Annotated in this window: 18 protein-coding genes; 11 read left to right on the top strand and 7 right to left on the bottom strand. The window is 70.6% G+C overall.

All coding sequences use genetic code 11. The features are described from left to right. The first annotated feature begins 23 nt into the window (after positions 1–23). Positions 24–884: a hypothetical protein gene (locus ACIQZN_RS24580; protein ID WP_403997725.1), complete on the top strand. Its 861-nt coding sequence runs from the start codon at positions 24–26 to the stop codon at positions 882–884. A gap of 40 nt (positions 885–924) precedes the next feature. Here ACIQZN_RS24580 and ACIQZN_RS24575 read toward each other — a convergent pair whose 3' ends face one another. Next, a complete protein-coding gene (locus ACIQZN_RS24575) occupies positions 925–2118 on the bottom strand; it encodes an RtcB family protein (protein ID WP_403997722.1) in 1194 nt (397 codons plus the stop codon). 171 nt (positions 2119–2289) lie between these two features. Here ACIQZN_RS24575 and ACIQZN_RS24570 point away from each other — a divergent pair, with 171 nt between their 5' ends. The 3 genes from ACIQZN_RS24570 to ACIQZN_RS24560 all read left to right on the top strand — a co-directional run bounded on the left by ACIQZN_RS24570 (position 2290) and on the right by ACIQZN_RS24560 (position 5628). Continuing rightward, complete coding sequence (locus ACIQZN_RS24570; RefSeq protein WP_403997719.1) at positions 2290–3150, top strand: DUF3558 domain-containing protein; 861 nt, start codon at positions 2290–2292, stop codon at positions 3148–3150. Positions 3151–3340: 190 nt separating this feature from the next. After that, the gene (locus tag ACIQZN_RS24565; RefSeq protein ID WP_403997716.1) at positions 3341–4174 is read left to right on the top strand and encodes a DUF3558 domain-containing protein; all 834 of its coding nucleotides are present in this window, start codon (positions 3341–3343) and stop codon (positions 4172–4174) included. Positions 4175–4317: 143 nt separating this feature from the next. Continuing rightward, positions 4318–5628: a DUF2637 domain-containing protein gene (locus tag ACIQZN_RS24560; protein WP_403997714.1), complete on the top strand. Its 1311-nt coding sequence runs from the start codon at positions 4318–4320 to the stop codon at positions 5626–5628. A 59-nt stretch (positions 5629–5687) separates the two neighbouring features. Here ACIQZN_RS24560 and lysS read toward each other — a convergent pair whose 3' ends face one another. Beyond that, the gene (gene lysS, locus ACIQZN_RS24555; RefSeq protein WP_403997712.1) at positions 5688–7448 is read right to left on the bottom strand and encodes a lysine--tRNA ligase; all 1761 of its coding nucleotides are present in this window, start codon (positions 7446–7448) and stop codon (positions 5688–5690) included. A 133-nt stretch (positions 7449–7581) separates the two neighbouring features. Here lysS and argS point away from each other — a divergent pair, with 133 nt between their 5' ends. Further along, complete coding sequence (argS, locus tag ACIQZN_RS24550) at positions 7582–9351, top strand: arginine--tRNA ligase (protein WP_403997709.1); 1770 nt, start codon at positions 7582–7584, stop codon at positions 9349–9351. A gap of 43 nt (positions 9352–9394) precedes the next feature. Here the strand turns inward: argS and ACIQZN_RS24545 are convergent, their stop codons facing one another. Continuing rightward, entirely contained in the window at positions 9395–9820 is a 426-nt protein-coding gene (locus ACIQZN_RS24545; protein ID WP_403997706.1) for a hypothetical protein, read from the bottom strand. 182 nt (positions 9821–10002) lie between these two features. On the opposite strand from ACIQZN_RS24545, the gene ACIQZN_RS24540 reads away from it, so the two are divergent. Next, complete coding sequence (locus ACIQZN_RS24540; RefSeq protein ID WP_403997703.1) at positions 10003–10419, top strand: ATP-binding protein; 417 nt, start codon at positions 10003–10005, stop codon at positions 10417–10419. A 13-nt stretch (positions 10420–10432) separates the two neighbouring features. On the opposite strand, the gene ACIQZN_RS24535 is transcribed toward ACIQZN_RS24540, so the two are convergent. Beyond that, a complete protein-coding gene (locus ACIQZN_RS24535; RefSeq protein ID WP_403997700.1) occupies positions 10433–11653 on the bottom strand; it encodes a phosphatidylserine/phosphatidylglycerophosphate/cardiolipin synthase family protein in 1221 nt (406 codons plus the stop codon). Between the two features lie 189 nt (positions 11654–11842). Here ACIQZN_RS24535 and ACIQZN_RS24530 point away from each other — a divergent pair, with 189 nt between their 5' ends. From ACIQZN_RS24530 to ACIQZN_RS24520, 3 genes are all read left to right on the top strand, one after another. Next, positions 11843–12628 (top strand): Scr1 family TA system antitoxin-like transcriptional regulator, encoded by a 786-nt coding sequence (locus tag ACIQZN_RS24530; RefSeq protein WP_403998110.1) that lies wholly within the window; start codon positions 11843–11845, stop codon positions 12626–12628. Beyond that, positions 12625–12864 (top strand): DUF397 domain-containing protein, encoded by a 240-nt coding sequence (locus ACIQZN_RS24525; protein WP_403997697.1) that lies wholly within the window; start codon positions 12625–12627, stop codon positions 12862–12864. Before ACIQZN_RS24530 ends, ACIQZN_RS24525 begins: the two co-directional genes overlap by 4 nt. Before the next feature lie 120 nt (positions 12865–12984). Next, complete coding sequence (locus ACIQZN_RS24520; protein ID WP_403997694.1) at positions 12985–14241, top strand: choice-of-anchor A family protein; 1257 nt, start codon at positions 12985–12987, stop codon at positions 14239–14241. A 51-nt stretch (positions 14242–14292) separates the two neighbouring features. On the opposite strand, the gene ACIQZN_RS24515 is transcribed toward ACIQZN_RS24520, so the two are convergent. Next, the gene (locus tag ACIQZN_RS24515; RefSeq protein ID WP_403997691.1) at positions 14293–15651 is read right to left on the bottom strand and encodes a helix-turn-helix domain-containing protein; all 1359 of its coding nucleotides are present in this window, start codon (positions 15649–15651) and stop codon (positions 14293–14295) included. Between the two features lie 335 nt (positions 15652–15986). Between ACIQZN_RS24515 and ACIQZN_RS24510 the strand changes: the two genes are divergently transcribed. Then, complete coding sequence (locus ACIQZN_RS24510; protein WP_403997688.1) at positions 15987–16709, top strand: DUF4232 domain-containing protein; 723 nt, start codon at positions 15987–15989, stop codon at positions 16707–16709. Here the strand turns inward: ACIQZN_RS24510 and ACIQZN_RS24505 are convergent. Next, positions 16703–17116 (bottom strand): DUF3224 domain-containing protein, encoded by a 414-nt coding sequence (locus ACIQZN_RS24505; protein ID WP_403997685.1) that lies wholly within the window; start codon positions 17114–17116, stop codon positions 16703–16705. The two genes, ACIQZN_RS24510 and ACIQZN_RS24505, sit on opposite strands and share 7 nt — an antisense overlap. Before the next feature lie 89 nt (positions 17117–17205). Between ACIQZN_RS24505 and ACIQZN_RS24500 the strand changes: the two genes are divergently transcribed. Next, a complete protein-coding gene (locus ACIQZN_RS24500) occupies positions 17206–17580 on the top strand; it encodes a DUF983 domain-containing protein (protein ID WP_403997682.1) in 375 nt (124 codons plus the stop codon). A gap of 29 nt (positions 17581–17609) precedes the next feature. Here ACIQZN_RS24500 and ACIQZN_RS24495 read toward each other — a convergent pair whose 3' ends face one another. Next, the gene (locus tag ACIQZN_RS24495; protein ID WP_403997679.1) at positions 17610–18590 is read right to left on the bottom strand and encodes a MarR family transcriptional regulator; all 981 of its coding nucleotides are present in this window, start codon (positions 18588–18590) and stop codon (positions 17610–17612) included. Positions 18591–18598 lie beyond the last annotated feature (8 nt).

The following is an 18598-nucleotide window of genomic DNA, read 5'->3' as shown; positions in this document are numbered from 1 at the left end:
CCACCAAGGAAGTGGAGCTTCCCGTGGCCGAGCACGACCCTAACGCCCTCGCGCTTTTCGACACCGGCCTTCCGGCGCCTGGCACGAGCGGATTCATGGATCTCACCGATCCCGAGTACAGCTACATGTTCGGCTTCGTCCAGGCCGATGGTCACCTGGCCGCCGGGACAGGCAGAAAAGGCCGCCTCAGCGTCGAGATCAACGTGCGGGACATCGCCATCCTCCGCGAGTTCCAGCGGCTCACCCCGTACAACTCCAGCATCAAGGAACGCGTCCGGGCCACCAACTTCTCCGAGAGTCACCACTCGGCGACCTGGACCCTCTGCTCACTCGAAGCCCGGACCGTGATGAACGAACTGGGCCTCCCTTACGGCCCCAAGTCGCGGCGCATCCAGCCGCCTCGTGTCGACTTCTCCCCACGCGACTACCTGCGGGGCGTGATCGACGCCGACGGTTCGCTGGGCTACACCGGCCAGGGCTTCCCGTTCCTGTCGCTCACCACGGCCAGTACGGCCGTGGGCGCGTACCTCTGCTTCTACGCGAAGAAGGTCACCGGCACCCGGCGCTCGATCGCGCGGAACAGCCGGGACGGCGTCTACAACATCCTCTACACGATGGAGGCCGCTGTGACGCTGGCCGAGCACTTCTACTATCCGGGATGCCTCGCGCTGCCTCGTAAACAGGCGTCCGCCACGTCTCTCTCCGCATGGGAGCGCCCGCCAGGACTCAAGCCCCGCGCGAAGAACCGGCGCTGGAAGCCCTGGGAGGACGAACTGCTCCTGCGATCGGGAGACGCGGCGGCCGCAGCGGTGGAACTCGACCGCACCACGGCCAGTTGCTCGGTCCGGCTGTGGCGGCTGAGATCGGGGCAGGTCCAAGGCTGAACCAGTACGCGAAGGCGGGCGGGCTCCGGCCCGCCCGCCTTCAGCCCTTCACGCAGATGACCTGCTTCACCTTGGCGACGACCTCGACCAGGTCGCGCTGCTGCTCCATCACCTGCTCGATCGGCTTGTACGCGGCGGGGATCTCGTCCACGACACCGGAGTCCTTGCGGCACTCCACGCCCTGCGTCTGCGCCGCCAGGTCCTTCGGGGAGAACCGCTTCTTCGCCGCGTTCCGGCTCATCCGGCGGCCGGCACCGTGCGAGGCCGAGTTGAACGCCTTCTCGTTGCCGAGGCCCTTCACGATGTACGTGGCGGTGCCCATGGACCCCGGGATGATGCCCAGCTCCCCCGCACCGGCCCGGATGGCGCCCTTGCGGGTCACCAGCAGGTCCATGCCCTCGTAGCGCTCTTCCGCCACGTAGTTGTGGTGGCAGCTGACCTCCTGCTCGAAGGTCACCTTCGCCTTCTTGAACTCCTTGCGGATCACGTTCTTCAGGAGCGCCATCATGGCCGCGCGGTTGTACTTCGCGTACTCCTGCGCCCAGAACAGGTCGTTGCGGTACTCCCGCATCGGGTCGGTGTCCGCGAGGAAGACGGCCAGGTCACGGTCGACCAGGCCCTGGTTGTGCGCCAGCCCCTGCGCCCGGCCGATGTGGAAGTCGGCCAGCTCCTTGCCGATGGCACGCGAGCCGGAGTGCAGCGTGAGCCACACCGCACCCGACTCGTCCAGCGAGACCTCGATGTGGTGATTGCCCCCGCCGAGCGTTCCCATCTGCTTTGTGGCCCGTTCCTGACGGAATTTGACCGCTTCGGCCACCCCGTCGAACCGCGACCAGAAGTCGTCCCAGCCGCCGGCCGCCAGGCCGTACAGGTCGGACGGGTCGACCGGGTCGTCGTGCATGCCCCGGCCGACCGGGATCGCCTGCTCGATCTTCGAGCGGAGGCCGGACAGGTCGCCGGGGAGGTCGTTCGCGGTCAGCGACGTCTTCACCGCGGACATGCCGCAGCCGATGTCCACGCCCACCGCCGCCGGGCAGACCGCGCCGTGCATCGCGATCACCGAGCCGACCGTGGCGCCCTTGCCGAAGTGGACGTCGGGCATGACGGCCAGGCCCTTGATCCAGGGCAGGGTGGCGACGTTGCGCAGCTGCTGCATCGCCACGTCCTCGACCGACGCCGGGTCGGTCCACATCCGGATGGGAACCTGCGCACCCGGTACCTCTACATACGACATAACCCCTCGATTCCCCCGTAAAAGTCTGAAAGCGCAAAACCGGCGCCAAGATCGGCAAATGAGTCGGCCGACCGGCGTTCACAGCGGCGCGTGCGATACACATTGTGTCCACCGGCCGCCATCGGGCGGCAACCGTTTTTCGCACGAAGGGAGCCCAGGACCGTGCGACGAATGGCGTACGCGACCGGCGCCGTGCTCATCGCGGCACTCGCCGCCGGCTGCACCAGCGACACCGGAAGCGGCGAATCCGCCCCCGACGGCAAGCCGGGCAACACCCCCACCACCTCCGCCGCGCCCCCGGGCAAGTACCTCACGCTCCCCGACGCCTGCCGGGCCGTCCCGCCGGCCACCCTCAAGGACCTCCTGCCCGGGACCGCCGACCTGCCGGAGGCCCAGCAGGGCAAGGTGTTCGAGGGCGCCGCCACGGTCACGTACGACACCGACCGGCGGGTCGGCTGCCGCTGGAAGTCCGACGCCCCCGAGGGCACCCGCAGCATCCACCTGGACTTCGAGCGCGTCGTCTCCTACGACACCGCCGTGAGCGACGACGACCGCGCCCGCGAGGTGTACGCGAAGAAGGAGACCGCCGCCGACCTGCCCGACACCGCCCTGCCGCCGGAGACCCCCGACGCCTCCCCGTCCGGCTCCGGCGACCCGGACGCGGGCACGGAGGGCACGGAGAGCGCGGACGGTACGGCGAGCACGGACGGCACGGGCAGCACGGACGGCGCGGACGACAAGGGCGCGACCGGCGACACCGGCGGCACCACCCCCGGCAGCCCCGCCGACAGCCTCCAGCCCCGGCTGCTCGACAAGCTGGGCGACAGCGCGTTCCTGGACGACGCGCTCAGCCGGGCCGGCGCCCCCGCCCGTCACCGCACCGTCAGCGTGGTGTTCCGCACATCCAACGTCATCGTGACCGTCGAGTACACCGCCCAGCCGGCCATGCCCACCGAGGTCCCCGACAGCCAGGAACTCCAGGAGAAGGCCCAGGCACTGGCCCGTCAGCTGGTCGATTCGTTCAACGACTGAGGCCGCCCGCGCCCCGCCGGGCCCGCCCGCGCACCGCTCCCCGCACCCGTCGGCGAAGGCGGCATCCGGTCGCCGTCCGTCGTACCGTGGCCCTCCGGAGCCACCGGTGGCCGAGCGCCGCCGCCTGTCTCCGTACGGCTACCGCCGCACCACCGTCCCCCGACCGCCGCGCCATCCGAGTGAAGGAACCATGCACCGATCAGCCCCGCGACTCACCCGCATACTCGCCTGCGCCGCCGTCCCGGTGATGCTCGTCGTCGCCGGCTGCTCGTCGGACTCCGGCGACAAGAAGGAGGCGGACTCCTCCGCCTCCGCCTCGCCGGACGCCACGAAGTCGGAACCGGCCGTCGAGGCGGCGAAGTTCGCCGAGCTGCCCGACCCCTGCTCGGCCGTCGAGGCGAAGACCGTCACGTCCCTGGTCCCCTCCGCCAAGAGCAAGAACGGCACGCGCAGCAAGTCCAGCGACGCGTCCGTCCGCACCGGCTGCTCCTGGAACGGGCTGGCCGACAAGGGCGTCAAGGGCTCCCAGTACCGCTGGCTGGACGTCGGCTTCACCCGCTTCGCCTCGGACCAGACCCTGGGCAGCGGGGCCGCCCGCGCGGGCGAGGAGTTCGACAAGCAGGTCAAGAAGTCCGAGGCGACCGACGGCGCGAAGAACGTCGCGACCGGGTCCGTCAGCGGCATCGGCGACCAGGCGACGAAGATCGCGTACGACCAGTCCAAGACGGACGAGGACTTCCGGTTCACGACGATCGTCGCCCGTACGGGGAACGTCGTCGTGGTCGTCAACTACAACGGCGCGGGCTACGCCGGTTCGAAGACGCCGGACGCCGAGACGATCCTGACGGGCGCCACGATGGCCGCCAAGGACGCGGTCGCGGCCGTCGCCGACGCGAACGCGAAGACCGACGCGTCCCCGAAGGCAAGCGACAAGGCAAGCGACAAGGCAACTGACACGGCGTCCGACGACTCCTCCAAGAAGCCGTCGAAGAAGCCCAGTTCGTCGGCCAAGGCCGCGTCCTAACAGCGACAGCCGCGGCCGCCCCGGCCCCTCCCCCCGCGACACCTCTCGCACACATGTGCCAGGCTGTGCCCGCCGGAGACACGCCACCGGCGACAGGAACAGGCGAGGACAAGGGAACAGGGAGGGGATGGGGGGTGGCTGCGATGCAGCTGACGCGCACGCACCGGATACTGATCGGTCTGGTCGTGGCCGGTGCGGTGCTGATCGCCGCGATCGGCTTCGCCGGTTCGTACGCCGCGGTGCGCGAGCTGGCCCTGAGCAAGGGGTTCGGCGACTTCTCGCTGGTCTTCCCGATCGGCATCGACGCGGGCATCTGCGTCCTGCTGGCCCTGGACCTGCTGCTCACCTGGCTGCGCATCCCGTTCCCGCTGCTGCGCCAGACGGCCTGGCTGCTGACGGCCGCGACGATCGCGTTCAACGGCGCCGCCGCCTGGCCCGACCCGCTCGGCGTCGGCATGCACGCCGTGATCCCGGTGCTCTTCGTCGTCTCCGTCGAGGCCGCCCGCCACGCGGTGGGCCGGATCGCGGACATCACGGCCGACAAGCACATGGAGGGCGTCCGCCTCACCCGGTGGCTGCTCTCGCCGGTCCCCACCTTCCGGCTCTGGCGCCGGATGAAGCTCTGGGAGCTCCGCAGCTACGAGCAGGTCATCAAGCTGGAGCAGGACCGCCTGATCTACCAGGCCCGCCTCCAGGCCCGCTACGGCCGCGCCTGGCGCCGCAAGGCACCGGTCGAGTCCCTGATGCCCCTGCGCCTCGCGAAGTACGGTGTCCCGCTCGCCGACACCGGCCCCGCCGGCCTGGCCGCCGCCGGCATCGAACCGGCCCTCCTGCCCCCGGCCCCGGAACCGGCCGCGATGCCGCTGCCCGTGCCGGAGCCGCAGCCCCACGCCGCCCCCGCCGTGGAGACGGCCCAGCAGCACCCGGAGCTGCCGCAGACGGCGACCCCGGAGGCGCCGCAGCACGGCCCCGCGCAGCCCACCACCGACGAGAACGACAACCCCTGGTTCCCGGCGCAGGCGACCGCCAAGGTGTACGAGGGCACGTACGACCCGGACTTCGAGGTCGAGGGCCCGGTCCCGCACCAGGTCCCCACGGGCCCGGGCCGCACCCGCCCGCTGGGCAACGTGGGCACGGTCGGGAGCACCGTCCCCGGCGGGCAGCCCGAGCAGATCCCCGTACCGGAGCCCCTGCCGGAACCGCTGCCGGAGCCCGTCCAGGAGCCCGCGCAGCAGTGGACGCAGCAGGACGAGGAGTTCGCCGAGATCGCGTACGAGGTGTTCTCGGCGTTCATCGCGGAGAACAACGACTACCCGAGCGTCGCGGTGCTGGACATACACCTGTCGGACGGGCACAACGTCCGCCACCCGCGCGGCGAGGCGCTGATCCGGCAGCTGATGCCGGACTTCAAGCGGCGCTTCCACGCGGAGCTGGAAGCCGATCACATCGCGTAAGCGCACGACGCACGAGGGGCCGCCTCCCACCCGGGAGACGGCCCCTCGACGCATCCGTACTACGCGCCCAAGAGCGTCCGCACCCGGTCCGCCCCCACCGCGAGCAGCAGCGTGGGCAGGCGGGGGCCCGTGTCGCGGCTGACGAGCAGCCGGTAGAGCAGGGCGAAGAAGGACCGCTGGGCGGTCTTCAGCTCGGGCGTCGGCTTGGCGTCGGGCTCCAGACCGGCGAGGACCTTCGGCACGCCGTAGACGAGCGTGGTCAGGCCGTCCAGGGACCAGTGCGTGTCCAGGCCCTCCAGGAGCAGCCGCAGCGACTCGCGGCCCTGGTCGTCCAGCGAGCCGAGCAGCTCCTTGTCCGGCTCGTCGCGCACGATGGTGCGGGCCTCGGCCGGGACCTGGGTGGTGATCCAGCTCTCGGCGCGGTCGAGGCGCGGGCGGGCCTCGTCCAGCGAGGTCAGCGGGTTCGCCGGGTCCAGCTCGCTGAGGATGCGCAGCGTCTGGTCCTCCGCGCCGGCCGTGATGTCCGCGACCGAGGCGAGCGTGCGGTACGGCAGCGGGCGCGGTGTGCTCGGGAGCGCACCGGTGGCCGTGCCGATCGCGCGGCTGTACGCGGCGGCGTCGGCCGGGAGGACCGTGCCGTCGGCGACCTTGCGGGCCAGCGAGTCCCACTCGTCGTAGAGCCGCTGGATCTCCTGGTCGAAGGCGATCTTGAAGGACTGGTTGGGCCTGCGGCGGGCGTAGAGCCAGCGCAGCAGCGGGGCCTCCATGATCTTCAGGGCGTCGGCCGGGGTGGGCACGCCGCCCTTGGAGGAGGACATCTTGGCCATGCCGGAGATCCCGACGAAGGCGTACATCGGCCCGATCGGCTGGACGCCGTCGAAGACCTCGCGGACGATCTGGCCGCCGACGACGAAGGAGGAGCCGGGCGAGGAGTGGTCGACGCCGCTGGGCTCGAAGATCACGCCCTCGTAGGCCCAGCGCATGGGCCAGTCGACCTTCCAGACCAGCTTGCCCCGGTTGAACTCGCCGAGCCGCACGGTCTCGGCGAAGCCGCAGGCGGTGCAGGTGTAGTTCAGCTCGGTGCTGTCGTCGTCGTACGAGGTGACGGTGGTGAGGTCCTTCTCGCAGTTGCCGCAGTAGGGCTTGTACGGGAAGTAGCCGGCGGAGCCGCCGGAGCCGTCGTCCTCGCCGGCCGCGCCGGAACCGGCCTCGGCCTCCAGCTCGGCCTCGTCCACCTTCTTCTGCTGCGGCTTCTTGCCGCCCTTGCCGCCGGCCGCCGGGTCCTTCTTGGTGCGGTAGCGGTCGAGGATGGCGTCGATGTCCGCGCGGTGGCGCATGGCGTGCAGGATCTGCTCGCGGTAGGTGCCCGCGAGGTACTGCTCCGTCTGGCTGATGCCGTCGTACTCGACGCCGAGCTCGTCCAGGGACGCGGTCATGGCGGCCTTGAAGTGCTCGGCCCAGTTCGGGTACGCGGACCCGGCCGGGGCGGGCACCGAGGTCAGCGGCTTGCCGATGTGCTCGGCCCAGGAGGCGTCGATGCCGGGGACGCCGTTCGGCACCTTGCGGTAGCGGTCGTAGTCGTCCCAGGAGATCAGGTGGCGCACGGTGTACCCGCGGCGGCGGATCTCGTCGGCGACCAGGTGCGGGGTCATGACCTCGCGGAGGTTGCCCAGGTGGATCGGGCCCGACGGGGAGAGGCCGGAGGCGACGACGACCGGTTTGCCAGGCGCACGACGCTCCGATTCGGCGATGACCTCGTCCGCGAAGCGGGAGACCCAGTCGGTCTCGGTGCTGCTCTGACTCTGAGCCACGGTCGGCACGTCCTTCTCTCGTCCAGGACTGGTAGGGGCACCGCCCATTCTCCCAGGTGCGGGCCGCAGCACGAAAACGGCTTTACGCCCCGTGGGATACTGGACCGATCCTCAGTCCCCTACGGAAACGGCAGCCAGACTCATGGCCTCGGTCAATTCCCTCGCTTCCACGCTCCAGCAGCAGCTGGCGGACGCCCTGACGGCAGCACTGCCGGATGCGGGCACCGCCGATCCGCTGCTGCGCCGAAGCGACCGGGCCGATTTCCAGGCCAACGGCATCCTGGCGCTCGCCAAGAAGCTCAAGGGCAATCCGCGCGAGCTGGCCGCCCAGGTCACCGACGCGCTCCCGGCCTCGGACCTGATCAAGGACATCGAGGTCTCCGGCCCCGGCTTCCTGAACGTCACGCTGACCGACCGGGCGATCACCGAGACCCTGGCCGCGCGCGCCGCCGACGGCGACCGGCTGGGCGTCCCGGCGGACGAGGCGGCGGGCACCACGGTCATCGACTACGCCCAGCCCAACGTGGCCAAGGAGATGCACGTCGGCCACCTGCGGTCCGCCGTCATCGGTGACGCGATGGTGCGGATCCTGGAGTTCACCGGCGAGTCCGTGGTCCGGCGCCACCACATCGGCGACTGGGGCACGCAGTTCGGCATGCTCATCCAGTACCTCGTGGAGCACCCGCACGAGCTGGACCACGAGGGCGGCCAGGAGGACGGCGAGGCCGCGATGTCCTCGCTGAACCGGCTCTACAAGGCGTCGCGGGTCCTGTTCGACTCGGACGAGGAGTTCAAGGCCCGGTCCCGGGACCGGGTGGTCGCGCTCCAGGCGGGCGACTCGGAGACGCTGGCCATGTGGCAGCGGTTCGTGGACGAGTCGAAGATCTACTTCTACTCGGTCTTCGACAAGCTCGACATGGAGATCAGCGACCCCGACATCGTCGGCGAGTCCGGCTACAACGACATGCTGGAGGAGACCTGCCGCATCCTGGAGGAGACGGGCGTCGCCGTCCGCTCCGAGGGTGCGCTCTGCGTCTTCTTCGACGACGTGCTGGGCCCCGACGGCAACAAGGTCCCGCTGATCGTCAAGAAGACGAACGGCGGTTACGGCTACGCGGCGACCGACCTCTCCGCGATCCGCGACCGGGTGCAGAACCTCGAGGCGGACACCCTGCTGTACGTGGTGGACGCGCGGCAGTCGCTGCACTTCAAGATGGTCTTCGAGACGGCCCGGCGTGCGGGCTGGCTGAACGAGGACGTGAAGGCGCACCAGCTCGCGTTCGGCACGGTGCTCGGCAAGGACGGCAAGCCGTTCAAGACCCGTGAGGGCGTCACGGTCCGGCTGGAGGACCTGCTGGACGAGGCCGTCGAGCGGGCGACGGACGTGGTCCGGGGGAAGGCCGAGAAGGTGGGCCTGACCGAGCAGGAGATCGTGGAGAACGGCCGGTACGTCGGCGTGGGCGCCGTGAAGTACGCGGACCTGTCGACCTCCGCCGTACGGGACTACAAGTTCGACCTGGACCAGATGGTGTCGCTGAACGGCGACACCTCGGTGTACCTCCAGTACGCGTACGCGCGTATCCAGTCGATCCTGCGCAAGGCGGGCGACGCGAAGCCGGTCGCGCACCCGGAGCTGGAGCTGGCCCCGGCGGAGCGGGCGCTGGGCCTGCATCTGGACCAGTTCGGCGAGGTGCTGGCCGAGGTGGCCGCCGGTTACGAGCCGCACAAGCTGGCGGCGTACCTCTACCAGCTCGCGTCGCTCTTCACGACGTTCTACGACCAGTGCCACGTGCTGAGCGAGGACAACACGGCCGAGGTGGTCGAGAACCGGCTGTTCCTCTGCGACCTCACCGCCCGCACCCTGCACCGGGGCATGGCGCTGCTCGGCATCCGGACGCCCGAGCGGCTCTGAGGCGCCGGGAGGGGCGGGGCCGTCGCGGCCCCGCCCCTCTCCGCTACTCCGGCCGCCCCAGCGTCCATCCCGATACGTCGGACAGCCTGCCCCGCCACAGCGGCAGCCGCAGCGGGGCCACCCCGCCGCAGACGAGGGTCGCGTCCCGCAGGTGGATCCACCGGGGCAGGAACGGGGCGTCCTCCTCGGCCCCCATCTCCTTGAGGCCCTGGTCCACCGTCTCGGGGAACTCCGCGAGGAGGTTCGCTCCTTCGCCCTCGACCTGGCGCAGGCTGCGGGCCCACTCCGCCTTCCACGCTTCATGACCGATCACGTCGCCGTGCAGCACTCCGGCGGGAACGGCGAGCGTCAGCGGCAGGCCGGACCGGGTCTCCCGGTCGAGCAGCTGGATCAGCAGCTGGAGCTGGAGGTCGGGCACCGGCTGGGTGACCAGGAGTGCGTCGCGGACGGAGTCGGCTGAGTCGGTCATCTGGTGTCCCCTTCGGCCATGGCCTCTTTCCGGCGCCGGGCCGGAATTCACTTGCCCCGTATGCCCCGAGTCGACGTGCTCAATCGCTTGCCCCACGTACGGGAAAAAAGCCGGATACGCCTGGGACCCGAGGGAAGAAGAAGAATTCAGACCGTTCGACGATCATTTCTCCGGGGGAGAAAATGACTGACCTCGACTCCGCGGCGGTGTCTCCCGCGCCGCACCCGACGACAGTGACCGAGCCTCCGCCGTCCAGGGCGGCCGACGCACGGGCGGCCGCCAAGGCGTTCGTGGCGACACTCGACCCACGACCGGCGGCGACGACCATCCAGGACCTGCTGCTCCTGGTGTCCGAACTGGTGACGAACGCGATCCGGCACGCGGGCGCGGTGACCGCGCTGAGCTTCTGGGCGGACGAAGCCATGCTGTACGTACAGGTCGCCGACCCCAGTAGGGACCGCCCGCGACAGCGAAAGCCCGACCTCAGCGGCGGTACGGGGGGCTTCGGCTGGCCCCTGATCCTGAAGCTGGCCGATAAGGCCGACATTCGCGACCACGCCCCCCGCGGAAAAGTCGTTCTCGTTTCCATGGCGCGCTGAAAATGACGGGCGCTCAGAGGAAGCGGCGCAGCGGCCGCACCGACGCCTCGCGGAGCCGCTGCGCGACGGACCTGCGCCGCCACCTCCGGCCCTCGATGAGCTCGCTCGCCTTCAGGTCCTCCGCGAAGTGGGCGTCGAGCGTGGCGGTGAGTTCCCGGTCCAGGACCGCGAGCATGACCTCCTCGTCGTGGTCCAGGGAACGGCGGTTGATGTTCGTGGACCCGATCAGCGCGGCGACCCGGTCGACGGTGATGATCTTGGCGTGCATCATCGTCGGCTGGTAGTGGTGGATCTTCACGCCGCACGCCGTGAGCCGCTCGTAGTACAGCTGCCCGGCGAGCTGGCAGACCCGCTTGTCCGTGTGCGGGCCCGGCAGCAGGATCTCCACCTCGACCCCGCGCCGCGCCGCCGCGCACATCAGCTCCACGAAGAAGGCGTCCGGGGCGAAGTAGGCCGTGGCGATCCTGACGCGTTCCTCGGCGGTCTCCAGGACGACCCGGAGCAGGGTCTGCATGTCCTGCCAGCCGACGCTGGCCGAGCCCCGCACCACCTGCACCACGGCGTCGCCCCGCGGCGGGATGTTCCGGAACCGGTCGCGCGCGTCGAAGAGTTCGTCGTGGCACTCGGCCCAGTTCTGCGCGAAGGCCGCGGCGAGTCCGTCGACGGCCGGGCCCCGTACGCGGACGTGCGTGTCACGCCACTCGTTCTCGTTCCGCGCGTCGCCGCACCACTCCTCGGCTATCCCGACGCCGCCGGTGAACGCGGCCTCCTCGTCCACCACGAGGACCTTGCGGTGGCAGCGGTGGTTCTGCTTCAGGGGCGAGAGGTAGAGCGGCTTGCGGAACCACGCGACCTGGACGCCCGCGTCCTCCATGGCCGCCAGCTGGTCCTTCTCTATGAGCCTGCTCCCGAACCCGTCGAGCAGCAGCCGTACGCGGACCCCGGCGCGGGCGCGGTCCGCCAGGGTGGCGGCGAACTCCCGCGCGATGTCGCCGCGCCAGTAGACGAACGTCATCATGTCCACGGTGTGCTCGGCGCGGCGGATGCTGTCCAGCATCGCGGCGAAGATCGCGTCCCCGTTCCGTAGCGGGACCAGTTCGTTCCCCTCGGTCGCGGCGATCCCGATGAGCCGTTCGAGCCGGCGCCTGAGGCGGTGGGCGCGCTCCACGAGGGCGGTATCGGCAACGGGGTCGTCTGTCCGCAGTTCCGGTCTGTCGTCGGTGCCGCTGGTCATGTCGTCGCTCCTTGAAAGGGGTAGGTGGCTCGCACCTTCCCCGTGACGGGGGCGATATGGCGGACATCGCGCACAGTGAGCACCCGTACACATAACTTGTACGGGTCGGGCAGGCGTGAAGCGGGGGCCCGGGTGGGGAGTGGGCACCGTATGCAAAGCAAGAGCCGTCGGCGCAAGGACGCGTCGATCATGAAGATGATGGGCGCCCTCGTCGCCCATTTCCGCCGCATGGCCGGGCTGACACAGCATCAACTGGCGGACGCGGCCGTCGTACAGCCGGAGACGATCGCGTCGATCGAGCAGGGCCGCCGGAGCCTGGTGCCGGCGCTGGCCCGGACGCTGGACGGGGTCATGGACACGAAGGGCGCGCTGCTGACGGCGTTGGACAACCTGCCCGAGATGGACCTCACCCCGGTCTGGGCCGAGGCGTACATGGATCTGGAGAAGCACGCCCTGGCGCTGTCCTGGTACGACAACCAGGTCCTGCCGGGCCTCCTCCAGACCGAGGCGTACGCCCGCGCGGTCTTCCGCAACCGCATCCCGGCCTTCAGCGAGGAGGAGATCGAGGAGCAGACGGCCAGCCGGATCGAGCGCCAGGAGATCCTGCACCGCAAGTCGCCGCCGACGATCAGCTTCGTCATCTGGGAGCCGGTACTCAGGATGCAGCTGCTCGGCGACGAGGAGCACCGGGAGCAGTTGCGGCATCTGGTCCGCGTCGCCCAACTCCCGGGCGTCTGCCTCCAGATCCTCCCCCTGGACAGCCGGGTCCACGCCGGGCTGAACGGGCCCTTCACCCTGCTGGAAACGCCCGACTACCAGCGCGTCGCGTACTCCGAAACGCAGCGCGGCAGCCTGCTGGTATCCGATCCCGACGAGGTCAGCATCCTCTCCCAGAAATATGCGATGCTGCGAACCCAGGCGCTGACGCCAGAGGAATCTTTGCGCCTGCTGAGAATCTTGCTGGGAGAGCAATGAGCACTGCACGTACGTGGTTCAAGTCCAGCTACAGCGGCAGCGAAGGAGGCGCCTGCCTCGAAGTCGCCTACGACTGGTTCAAGTCGAGCTACAGCGGCGACGAAGGCGGCCAGTGCGTCGAGGTCGCCGCGCACACCTCCGCCGTGCACGTGCGCGACTCCAAGAACCTGGAAGGCCCCGTGCTCACCGTCGCGCCGACCAGTTGGGCCGCGTTCACGGGACACGTGGGGCGCTGAACTCCATAACCAATGAGGGCCGATGCCCTCATTGGTCTTGACCAATTTCCCCGAGTATGAGAATCATGACCGGAGTCGCCACAGAACCTTCATAACTGCTCCGCAGGAGACCCACGCACCATGCGCATACCGACCTCCGCCGCCCTCGCGGCGCTCGGCGGTGCCCTCGTTCTCGGGCTCACCGTCGCTCCGGCCGTCCAGGCCGCCCCCGCCTCGGCGGACTGCACGACCGACGCCTTCGGAATCGCCGGGAAGTACGGCGAGTTCGTCCTCGGGGACGACGTCCACTCCCCCGACGCCGAAGGCGCCGTGGCGGTCGGCGGCAACGCCGACTTCAAGGGCGGGTTCAGCGTCGGCAACGAGCTGACGGCCGCCCAGGTCGACGCACTGCCCGGCCGGGCCTCGCTCGTCGTGCGCGGCGACCTGCTCAACGGCGGTTCCGCCACCGTCGTCATGAAGGGCAACGCCGTCGTCGGCGGCGAGGTCAAGGACCGCGCGGTCGAGATGCACAACGGCACCTTCGGCAAGAAGGCCGATCTGATCGACTTCGACGGCGAGTTCGCGAAGCTCCGGTCGTACGCGGACGCGCTGGCCAAGGAGTCGGCGACCTCCGGCGCCACCGCGAGCCTCGACGGCAACCGGCTGACGCTGACCGGCACGGACACCGGCCGGAACGTGTTCTCGGTCGAGGCGTCGCAGCTGGAGAAGGCGAAGGAGGTCTTCGTCAAGGTCCCGGCCGGGGCGACGACGATCGTCAACGTCACCGGTCAGACGTACGACATGCAGGCGGCCGGCACGACCGGCTTCTTCCTGTCGGGCGGTCAGGACTTCGTCCTGGACGACAAGACGCAGAGCGCGGACGACGGCGCGGTCCGCGCCAAGCTGCTCTGGAACTTCCCGAACGCCACGAAGGTCGTCAAGAACAGCCAGGCCGCCTGGCCCGGCAGCGTGCTCGCCCCGTACGCGCACCTGGAGCTGGGCACGGCCGCCCCGGTCAACGGCTCGGTGTGGGTGGCCTCGCTGCACGGCTCGGGCGGCGCGGAGACGCACCACTTCCCGTTCACCGGCTGCCTGCCCGAGGTGCCCGGCACCCCGCAGCCGAGCACGACCCCGAGCGGCACGCCCTCCTCGACGCCCCCGGCGACCGGCACCCCTTCGCCCTCGGCCACCCCGTCCGGCACCGCCACGCCGTCCGCCACCCCGTCGGGCACGACGACCCCGGGCGCCGCGGTCCCGTCGCCCAGCCCCTCGCAGCCCGAGGGCGACCTGGCGACGACCGGTAGCGACAACATGGTCCCGATCACCGTGGGAGGCGCCGTGGTCGTCGCCGCCGGTGCGGGCCTCGTGGTCATGGCCCGCCGCCGCAAGCGCGCCTGACGCCTGACCCGTTCGAGCGGCACGCGACCCTTCCCGGGGGCCGCGTGCCGCTCAGCGCTTTTCCCAGACCGAGGTGTCGTAGCGGTAGTAGTACTCCGGGCGCCCCGCGATGCTGCTCGTACGGAACGGCTCGCCGCCCTCGTCCACGCGCAGGGTCCCCGTACGGCCGCCGCTGGACCAGTCCAGCTCCAGGTACCAGCTGACGTCGTGGCCCTCCACGTGCGCGTCGAGGTCGAAGACCTCCACATCGCTGGACGACACCCGGAACGGGAAGTTCTTGGCGGGCACGGTCTCGTCGCCCTGCTGCCCGGCAACCGGTTTGAGCGCCGGGCGGCTGTCGTCCAGGTCCACGTCGAAGGACTGGGGCTCGATGCCGCTGCCGCACCCCTCGCCCATCGAGAACGCCGGCTGCTGCACGGGCGCCCGCTGGCTCAGCACCTTCACCCGGAGCCCGGTCAGCACGACGGCCTGCGCGGAGGTGCCCTGCACGGTCAGCTCCAGCTTCATGGAACCCCCGTCCACCCCGCCGAGCGCCCGCGCCCAGCCCCGGGTGCTGTTGGGCGGCGGCGGGGGCGGCACGGTCGCCGGGTCCTGGCCCAGCAGGTAGTACTGCCCGCAGGGCTCCTCCCAGTTGTACGAGCTGATCGTCACCGTGGGCGGCTTCCCCGGCCCGCCCCCGGGCGCGCCGGTGGTGCGCGAGGCGGACGGCGACGTCCGTACGGAGGGACTGGCCGAACCGGCGGTCGCGGAGGCGCTGGGCCGCTTCGATGCGCTGACCGAGGGCGAGGGGCTGTACGGGGACGCGGAGACGAAGTCGTCTCCCTTTCCGGCTGTCGTGCCGTGCCCGCCCGGGGCGCCCGCGGCCGCGTCGGCACCGGTCTGCTTGAGCTGGCCGATGACGACGGCGGTGGGGACGGTGAGCGCGACGACGGCCGCGGCGGCGAGGAGGACGCGCGTACGGGCGGAGGCCCGGCGCCAGCGGGAGGGAGCGGGGTCTTCACGTAGGGGCTCGGGGGCACCCGGCTCGGGGTCCACGGGCGGAGGCTTTACGGCCTCCGGCTCGACGGGCTCGGGCGCCACCGGCACAGGCGCCACGGCCTCCGGCTTCACCGGCTCAGGTTCCACGACCGCCGCCGGAACAGCCGCTTCCGCCTTGCCCCGCCCCCGCGCGGCGTCCGCGAGGATCCACCGCCGGTGGACCTCCACCAACTCGTCGGCGGTCGCCCCGCAGAGGCGCGCGAACCGCTCCACGGGCGCGAACTCGCCCGGGACCGCGTCCCCGTTGCAGTACCGGTGGAGCGTCGACGTACTGACGTGCAAGCGGCCCGCGAGCACCCCGTAACTGCGCCCCGAACGGTCCTTCAGTTTCTTCAGCAGGCCCGCTAGTTCCTCGGCCTCCGGCGTCGCCACTGCGGCGTTCCCCCTCCTGGTCCGTCCCGGATCACCGTTCCAGGGACGTGGAATCTGCCCAGGTCACAGTACGCGCAGGCATTCCAGCATCCCCAATGGTGTGTCGGGCGTTGCGGCCGGAATCGGCCGTGCCACAAGCTCGGACCACACCACAGCGACCACGGGGCCAAGCAATGCGAACCCTCTTCCGCATCGAACTGACCGATGCGCTGGCGATCGGGGTCTTGATCGTGACGACCGCGATCGTCCTGCTCCTGATCTGCCGGAACTGACCACACCGGCACGACCGAACACCCTTCACGACCGAACACACCGAACTCACGGGGAGTACCACCATGCGCAGCAACCGCATCCGCACCACCGTCCTCGCGGCGACCGCCGTCCTCGCCGCGCTCTCGCTCACGGCGTGCGGCGGGAACGACGGCACCGACGCGAAGAAGCCGGCGGCGTCCGTCCAGGCCACCGACGACGCGCCGACGACCGCGCCGGACAAGGACTCGACGTCCCCCACGGACACCGAACCGGCCTCCGCCACCACCAAGCCCGCCGAGAAGCCCGCAACGCAGCCGGCCGAGAAGCCCGCCGAGTCCGCCGGGAAGCCCGCGTCCAAGCCGAAGCCCGCGCCGAAGCCCAAGACCCCGGTCACCTGCACCGGCGCGAACACGAAGGTCACCGTCACCAAGGTGACCCGCCCGATCAACCACCTGCTGCTCACGGTCACCAACACGGGCGACCGCCCCTGCTACGCGTACCACGCGCCGATGCTCCGCTTCGACGGCGCGCAGGCGGTGTTCCGGGTGCTCCAGGACAGCAAGCCGCAGGCCGTGGTGACGCTGGACCCGGGACAGTCCGCCTACGCCGCGATCGGCCTGACGGGCGAGCCGAACGGCCACAAGCCCTACCCGAGCAAGCACCTCGGCGTCACCTTCGCCGACCGCAACGACGGGCCCATCAACTCCGCGTCGACCGAGCTGACGCTGCCCGCCGGCACCTACTGGGACGACAACGGCTTCGTCACGTACTGGCAGAGCGAGATGGACCAGGCGCTCGTCTACTGACCGCCGAGCTCGAAGTCGAACCAGATCCGATGCGTGCCGTCCTCATCGACGGCGAGACCGCCGCCCCCGCTGATCCCGGCGAGGGCGGCGGTCCCGCTCCCCGGCGCGATCGAGAAGAACTCATTCGCCCGGTCGCTGCCGCTGGTGGCGGCCGAGTGCACGAAGTTGAACGTCCCCTCGTGCCCGGCGAGCGCCCCCTCGAAGGACTCCATGGCGATGTACGTACCGACCCCCGACGCCTGGTCGAAGGCGGCGGTGAACAACGTCGTGGACCGCCCCGCCACCTCCCCCTCGAAGGTCTTCACGAGGGTCGCCACCCCGACGGGCAACGCGGTGGCCACCTCGGGCTCGGGCTTCAGCTCGGAGGGAACGAAGGAGTTGACGGTGAAGGTGCCGGAAGCTCTCATGCCGCGATCGTAGGTGCGGGGTACGACAGTTGAGGGTCTAGGTAGAACAACTCATGTGCGGCCGTCGCACACCTGATGCAATCGTGCCCATGTCACAGACCGACGCGCAGGACGACGCCCAGGACGACGACGCCTTGGACGAGTTCCCCCGGAACCCCTGGATCGCTCCGCTGGCCTCGACGGTCATCACGCTCCCGGCCGCGTTCTACGCGCTGCTCATCAGCATGCTGATGCCGATGGCCTGCGACTCGTGCACGGAAGAGGAGGCCCACCGCTTCGACGCGAGCTTCGGTCCGGCCTTCGTGGTCTCCTGCTGCGGCCTCGTCCTGAGCCTCGGTGTACTGCTCGCGAGCTGGATATGCATGCGGAAGCGGCCGGCGACCTCGGTCCTCCTCGCCGTGGCCGCCCCCATCAGCGTCCTGTTCACCGCGATGCTCTTCATGGGCCTGGTGGACACGCCGTAGGTGCCCTTGGCTGGGCCTAGACGCCGGGCTCAGCCCGCCTTCAGCTGCTCGCGGAGCCTTCGCACGTGGCCTCGGACGTCACACCCTGCGCCGGAGTTCCCCTCGGGCGCCGGGTCGGCGACCGTGCCCTGGGCGCTGCGGAGGCACGGGCCGCACAGTCCGTCACGGAACACCTCGGCCTTCCCGAGCGCACCGCATTCGGCGCACTCGATCATCAGGCGGCGAGCGGGCGCGCCCTGCGCGGCGGGAAGGTACGGCGGGAGCTTGTCGAGCAGGCGGCGCCGGACGAAGCCCACGGGTGAGTCGACGGCCTCGGGTAGCCCGGCGGTGAGGGCGCGGGTGAGGTAGTCCGCGTCCACACCGTGTGCGAACCACTGGGCGGCCAACTGCTCCAGGACCGTGCAGTCGGCGGCGGAGAGCGCCAGACGCGGATCCGTACGGCCCAGCTCTGCGAGGGCGAGATACGCGGGTGACGGGCCCTGCGACTGCTCGGCGCGCTGCTTCGGCAGGACCGGGGCCTCCGTCGCTTCCGTGGCGGCGGGTTCGGCCGACACCCATGGCGGCGGCGGGCCTGCGGGCGCCACCACCGGCTGCGGAGCGCAGCGGCTCTCCTCGGCGGCCAGGAAGGCGGTCCACCACTCGTTGTCGCGAGCCGTTCGCGACCAGAAGGTGCGGGTGACCCAGCGGATGGATTCGCCGTCACCGGCCGCGCATCGGACCTGGCGCAGATGACCGGCCACGGCCAGGGCCCGCAGCGCACTGCCGACGGCCATCTGACCGTACAAAGGCTGACACTTGGCGAGCGACTTGATGCTCATTGCCGCACCGTCGGGGAGGCGGTCCACATATCCGGCGATGTACCGCTCCCGTTCGGGCAGCGCCGCGAAATCGTGCGCTTGGGGCGGGCGCTGGTCTGGGACGGCGCGCTTGCCGTAGCCGGGACTCGCCTTCGGATACGGGGCCGAACGAGCGGGGGACGGCAGGGCGGGGCTATGGTCTTGGGCAGCCACGAGATCGT

The sequence above is a fragment of the Streptomyces sp. NPDC097595 genome (assembly GCF_044761525.1).
GTDB classification, from domain to species: domain Bacteria; phylum Actinomycetota; class Actinomycetes; order Streptomycetales; family Streptomycetaceae; genus Streptomyces; species Streptomyces drozdowiczii_A.
The sequence above is the reverse complement of the archived record's forward strand: the minus strand, read 5'-3'. Positions and strand labels throughout refer to the sequence as shown.

What these genes read in the sequence shown, in the direction of transcription:
- ACIQZN_RS24575 (WP_403997722.1), bottom strand. Translation starts at nt 2,118, where the DNA reads ATGTCGTATGTAGAGGTACCGGGTGCGCAGGTTCCCATCCGGATGTGG.
- ACIQZN_RS24570 (WP_403997719.1), top strand. Translation starts at nt 2,290, where the DNA reads ATGGCGTACGCGACCGGCGCCGTGCTCATCGCGGCACTCGCCGCCGGC.
- ACIQZN_RS24565 (WP_403997716.1), top strand. Translation starts at nt 3,341, where the DNA reads ATGCACCGATCAGCCCCGCGACTCACCCGCATACTCGCCTGCGCCGCC.
- ACIQZN_RS24560 (WP_403997714.1), top strand. Translation starts at nt 4,318, where the DNA reads ATGCAGCTGACGCGCACGCACCGGATACTGATCGGTCTGGTCGTGGCC.
- argS (WP_403997709.1), top strand. Translation starts at nt 7,582, where the DNA reads ATGGCCTCGGTCAATTCCCTCGCTTCCACGCTCCAGCAGCAGCTGGCG.
- ACIQZN_RS24545 (WP_403997706.1), bottom strand. Translation starts at nt 9,820, where the DNA reads ATGACCGACTCAGCCGACTCCGTCCGCGACGCACTCCTGGTCACCCAG.
- ACIQZN_RS24540 (WP_403997703.1), top strand. Translation starts at nt 10,003, where the DNA reads ATGACTGACCTCGACTCCGCGGCGGTGTCTCCCGCGCCGCACCCGACG.
- ACIQZN_RS24535 (WP_403997700.1), bottom strand. Translation starts at nt 11,653, where the DNA reads ATGACCAGCGGCACCGACGACAGACCGGAACTGCGGACAGACGACCCC.
- ACIQZN_RS24530 (WP_403998110.1), top strand. Translation starts at nt 11,843, where the DNA reads ATGAAGATGATGGGCGCCCTCGTCGCCCATTTCCGCCGCATGGCCGGG.
- ACIQZN_RS24525 (WP_403997697.1), top strand. Translation starts at nt 12,625, where the DNA reads ATGAGCACTGCACGTACGTGGTTCAAGTCCAGCTACAGCGGCAGCGAA.
- ACIQZN_RS24520 (WP_403997694.1), top strand. Translation starts at nt 12,985, where the DNA reads ATGCGCATACCGACCTCCGCCGCCCTCGCGGCGCTCGGCGGTGCCCTC.
- ACIQZN_RS24510 (WP_403997688.1), top strand. Translation starts at nt 15,987, where the DNA reads ATGCGCAGCAACCGCATCCGCACCACCGTCCTCGCGGCGACCGCCGTC.
- ACIQZN_RS24505 (WP_403997685.1), bottom strand. Translation starts at nt 17,116, where the DNA reads ATGAGAGCTTCCGGCACCTTCACCGTCAACTCCTTCGTTCCCTCCGAG.
- ACIQZN_RS24500 (WP_403997682.1), top strand. Translation starts at nt 17,206, where the DNA reads ATGTCACAGACCGACGCGCAGGACGACGCCCAGGACGACGACGCCTTG.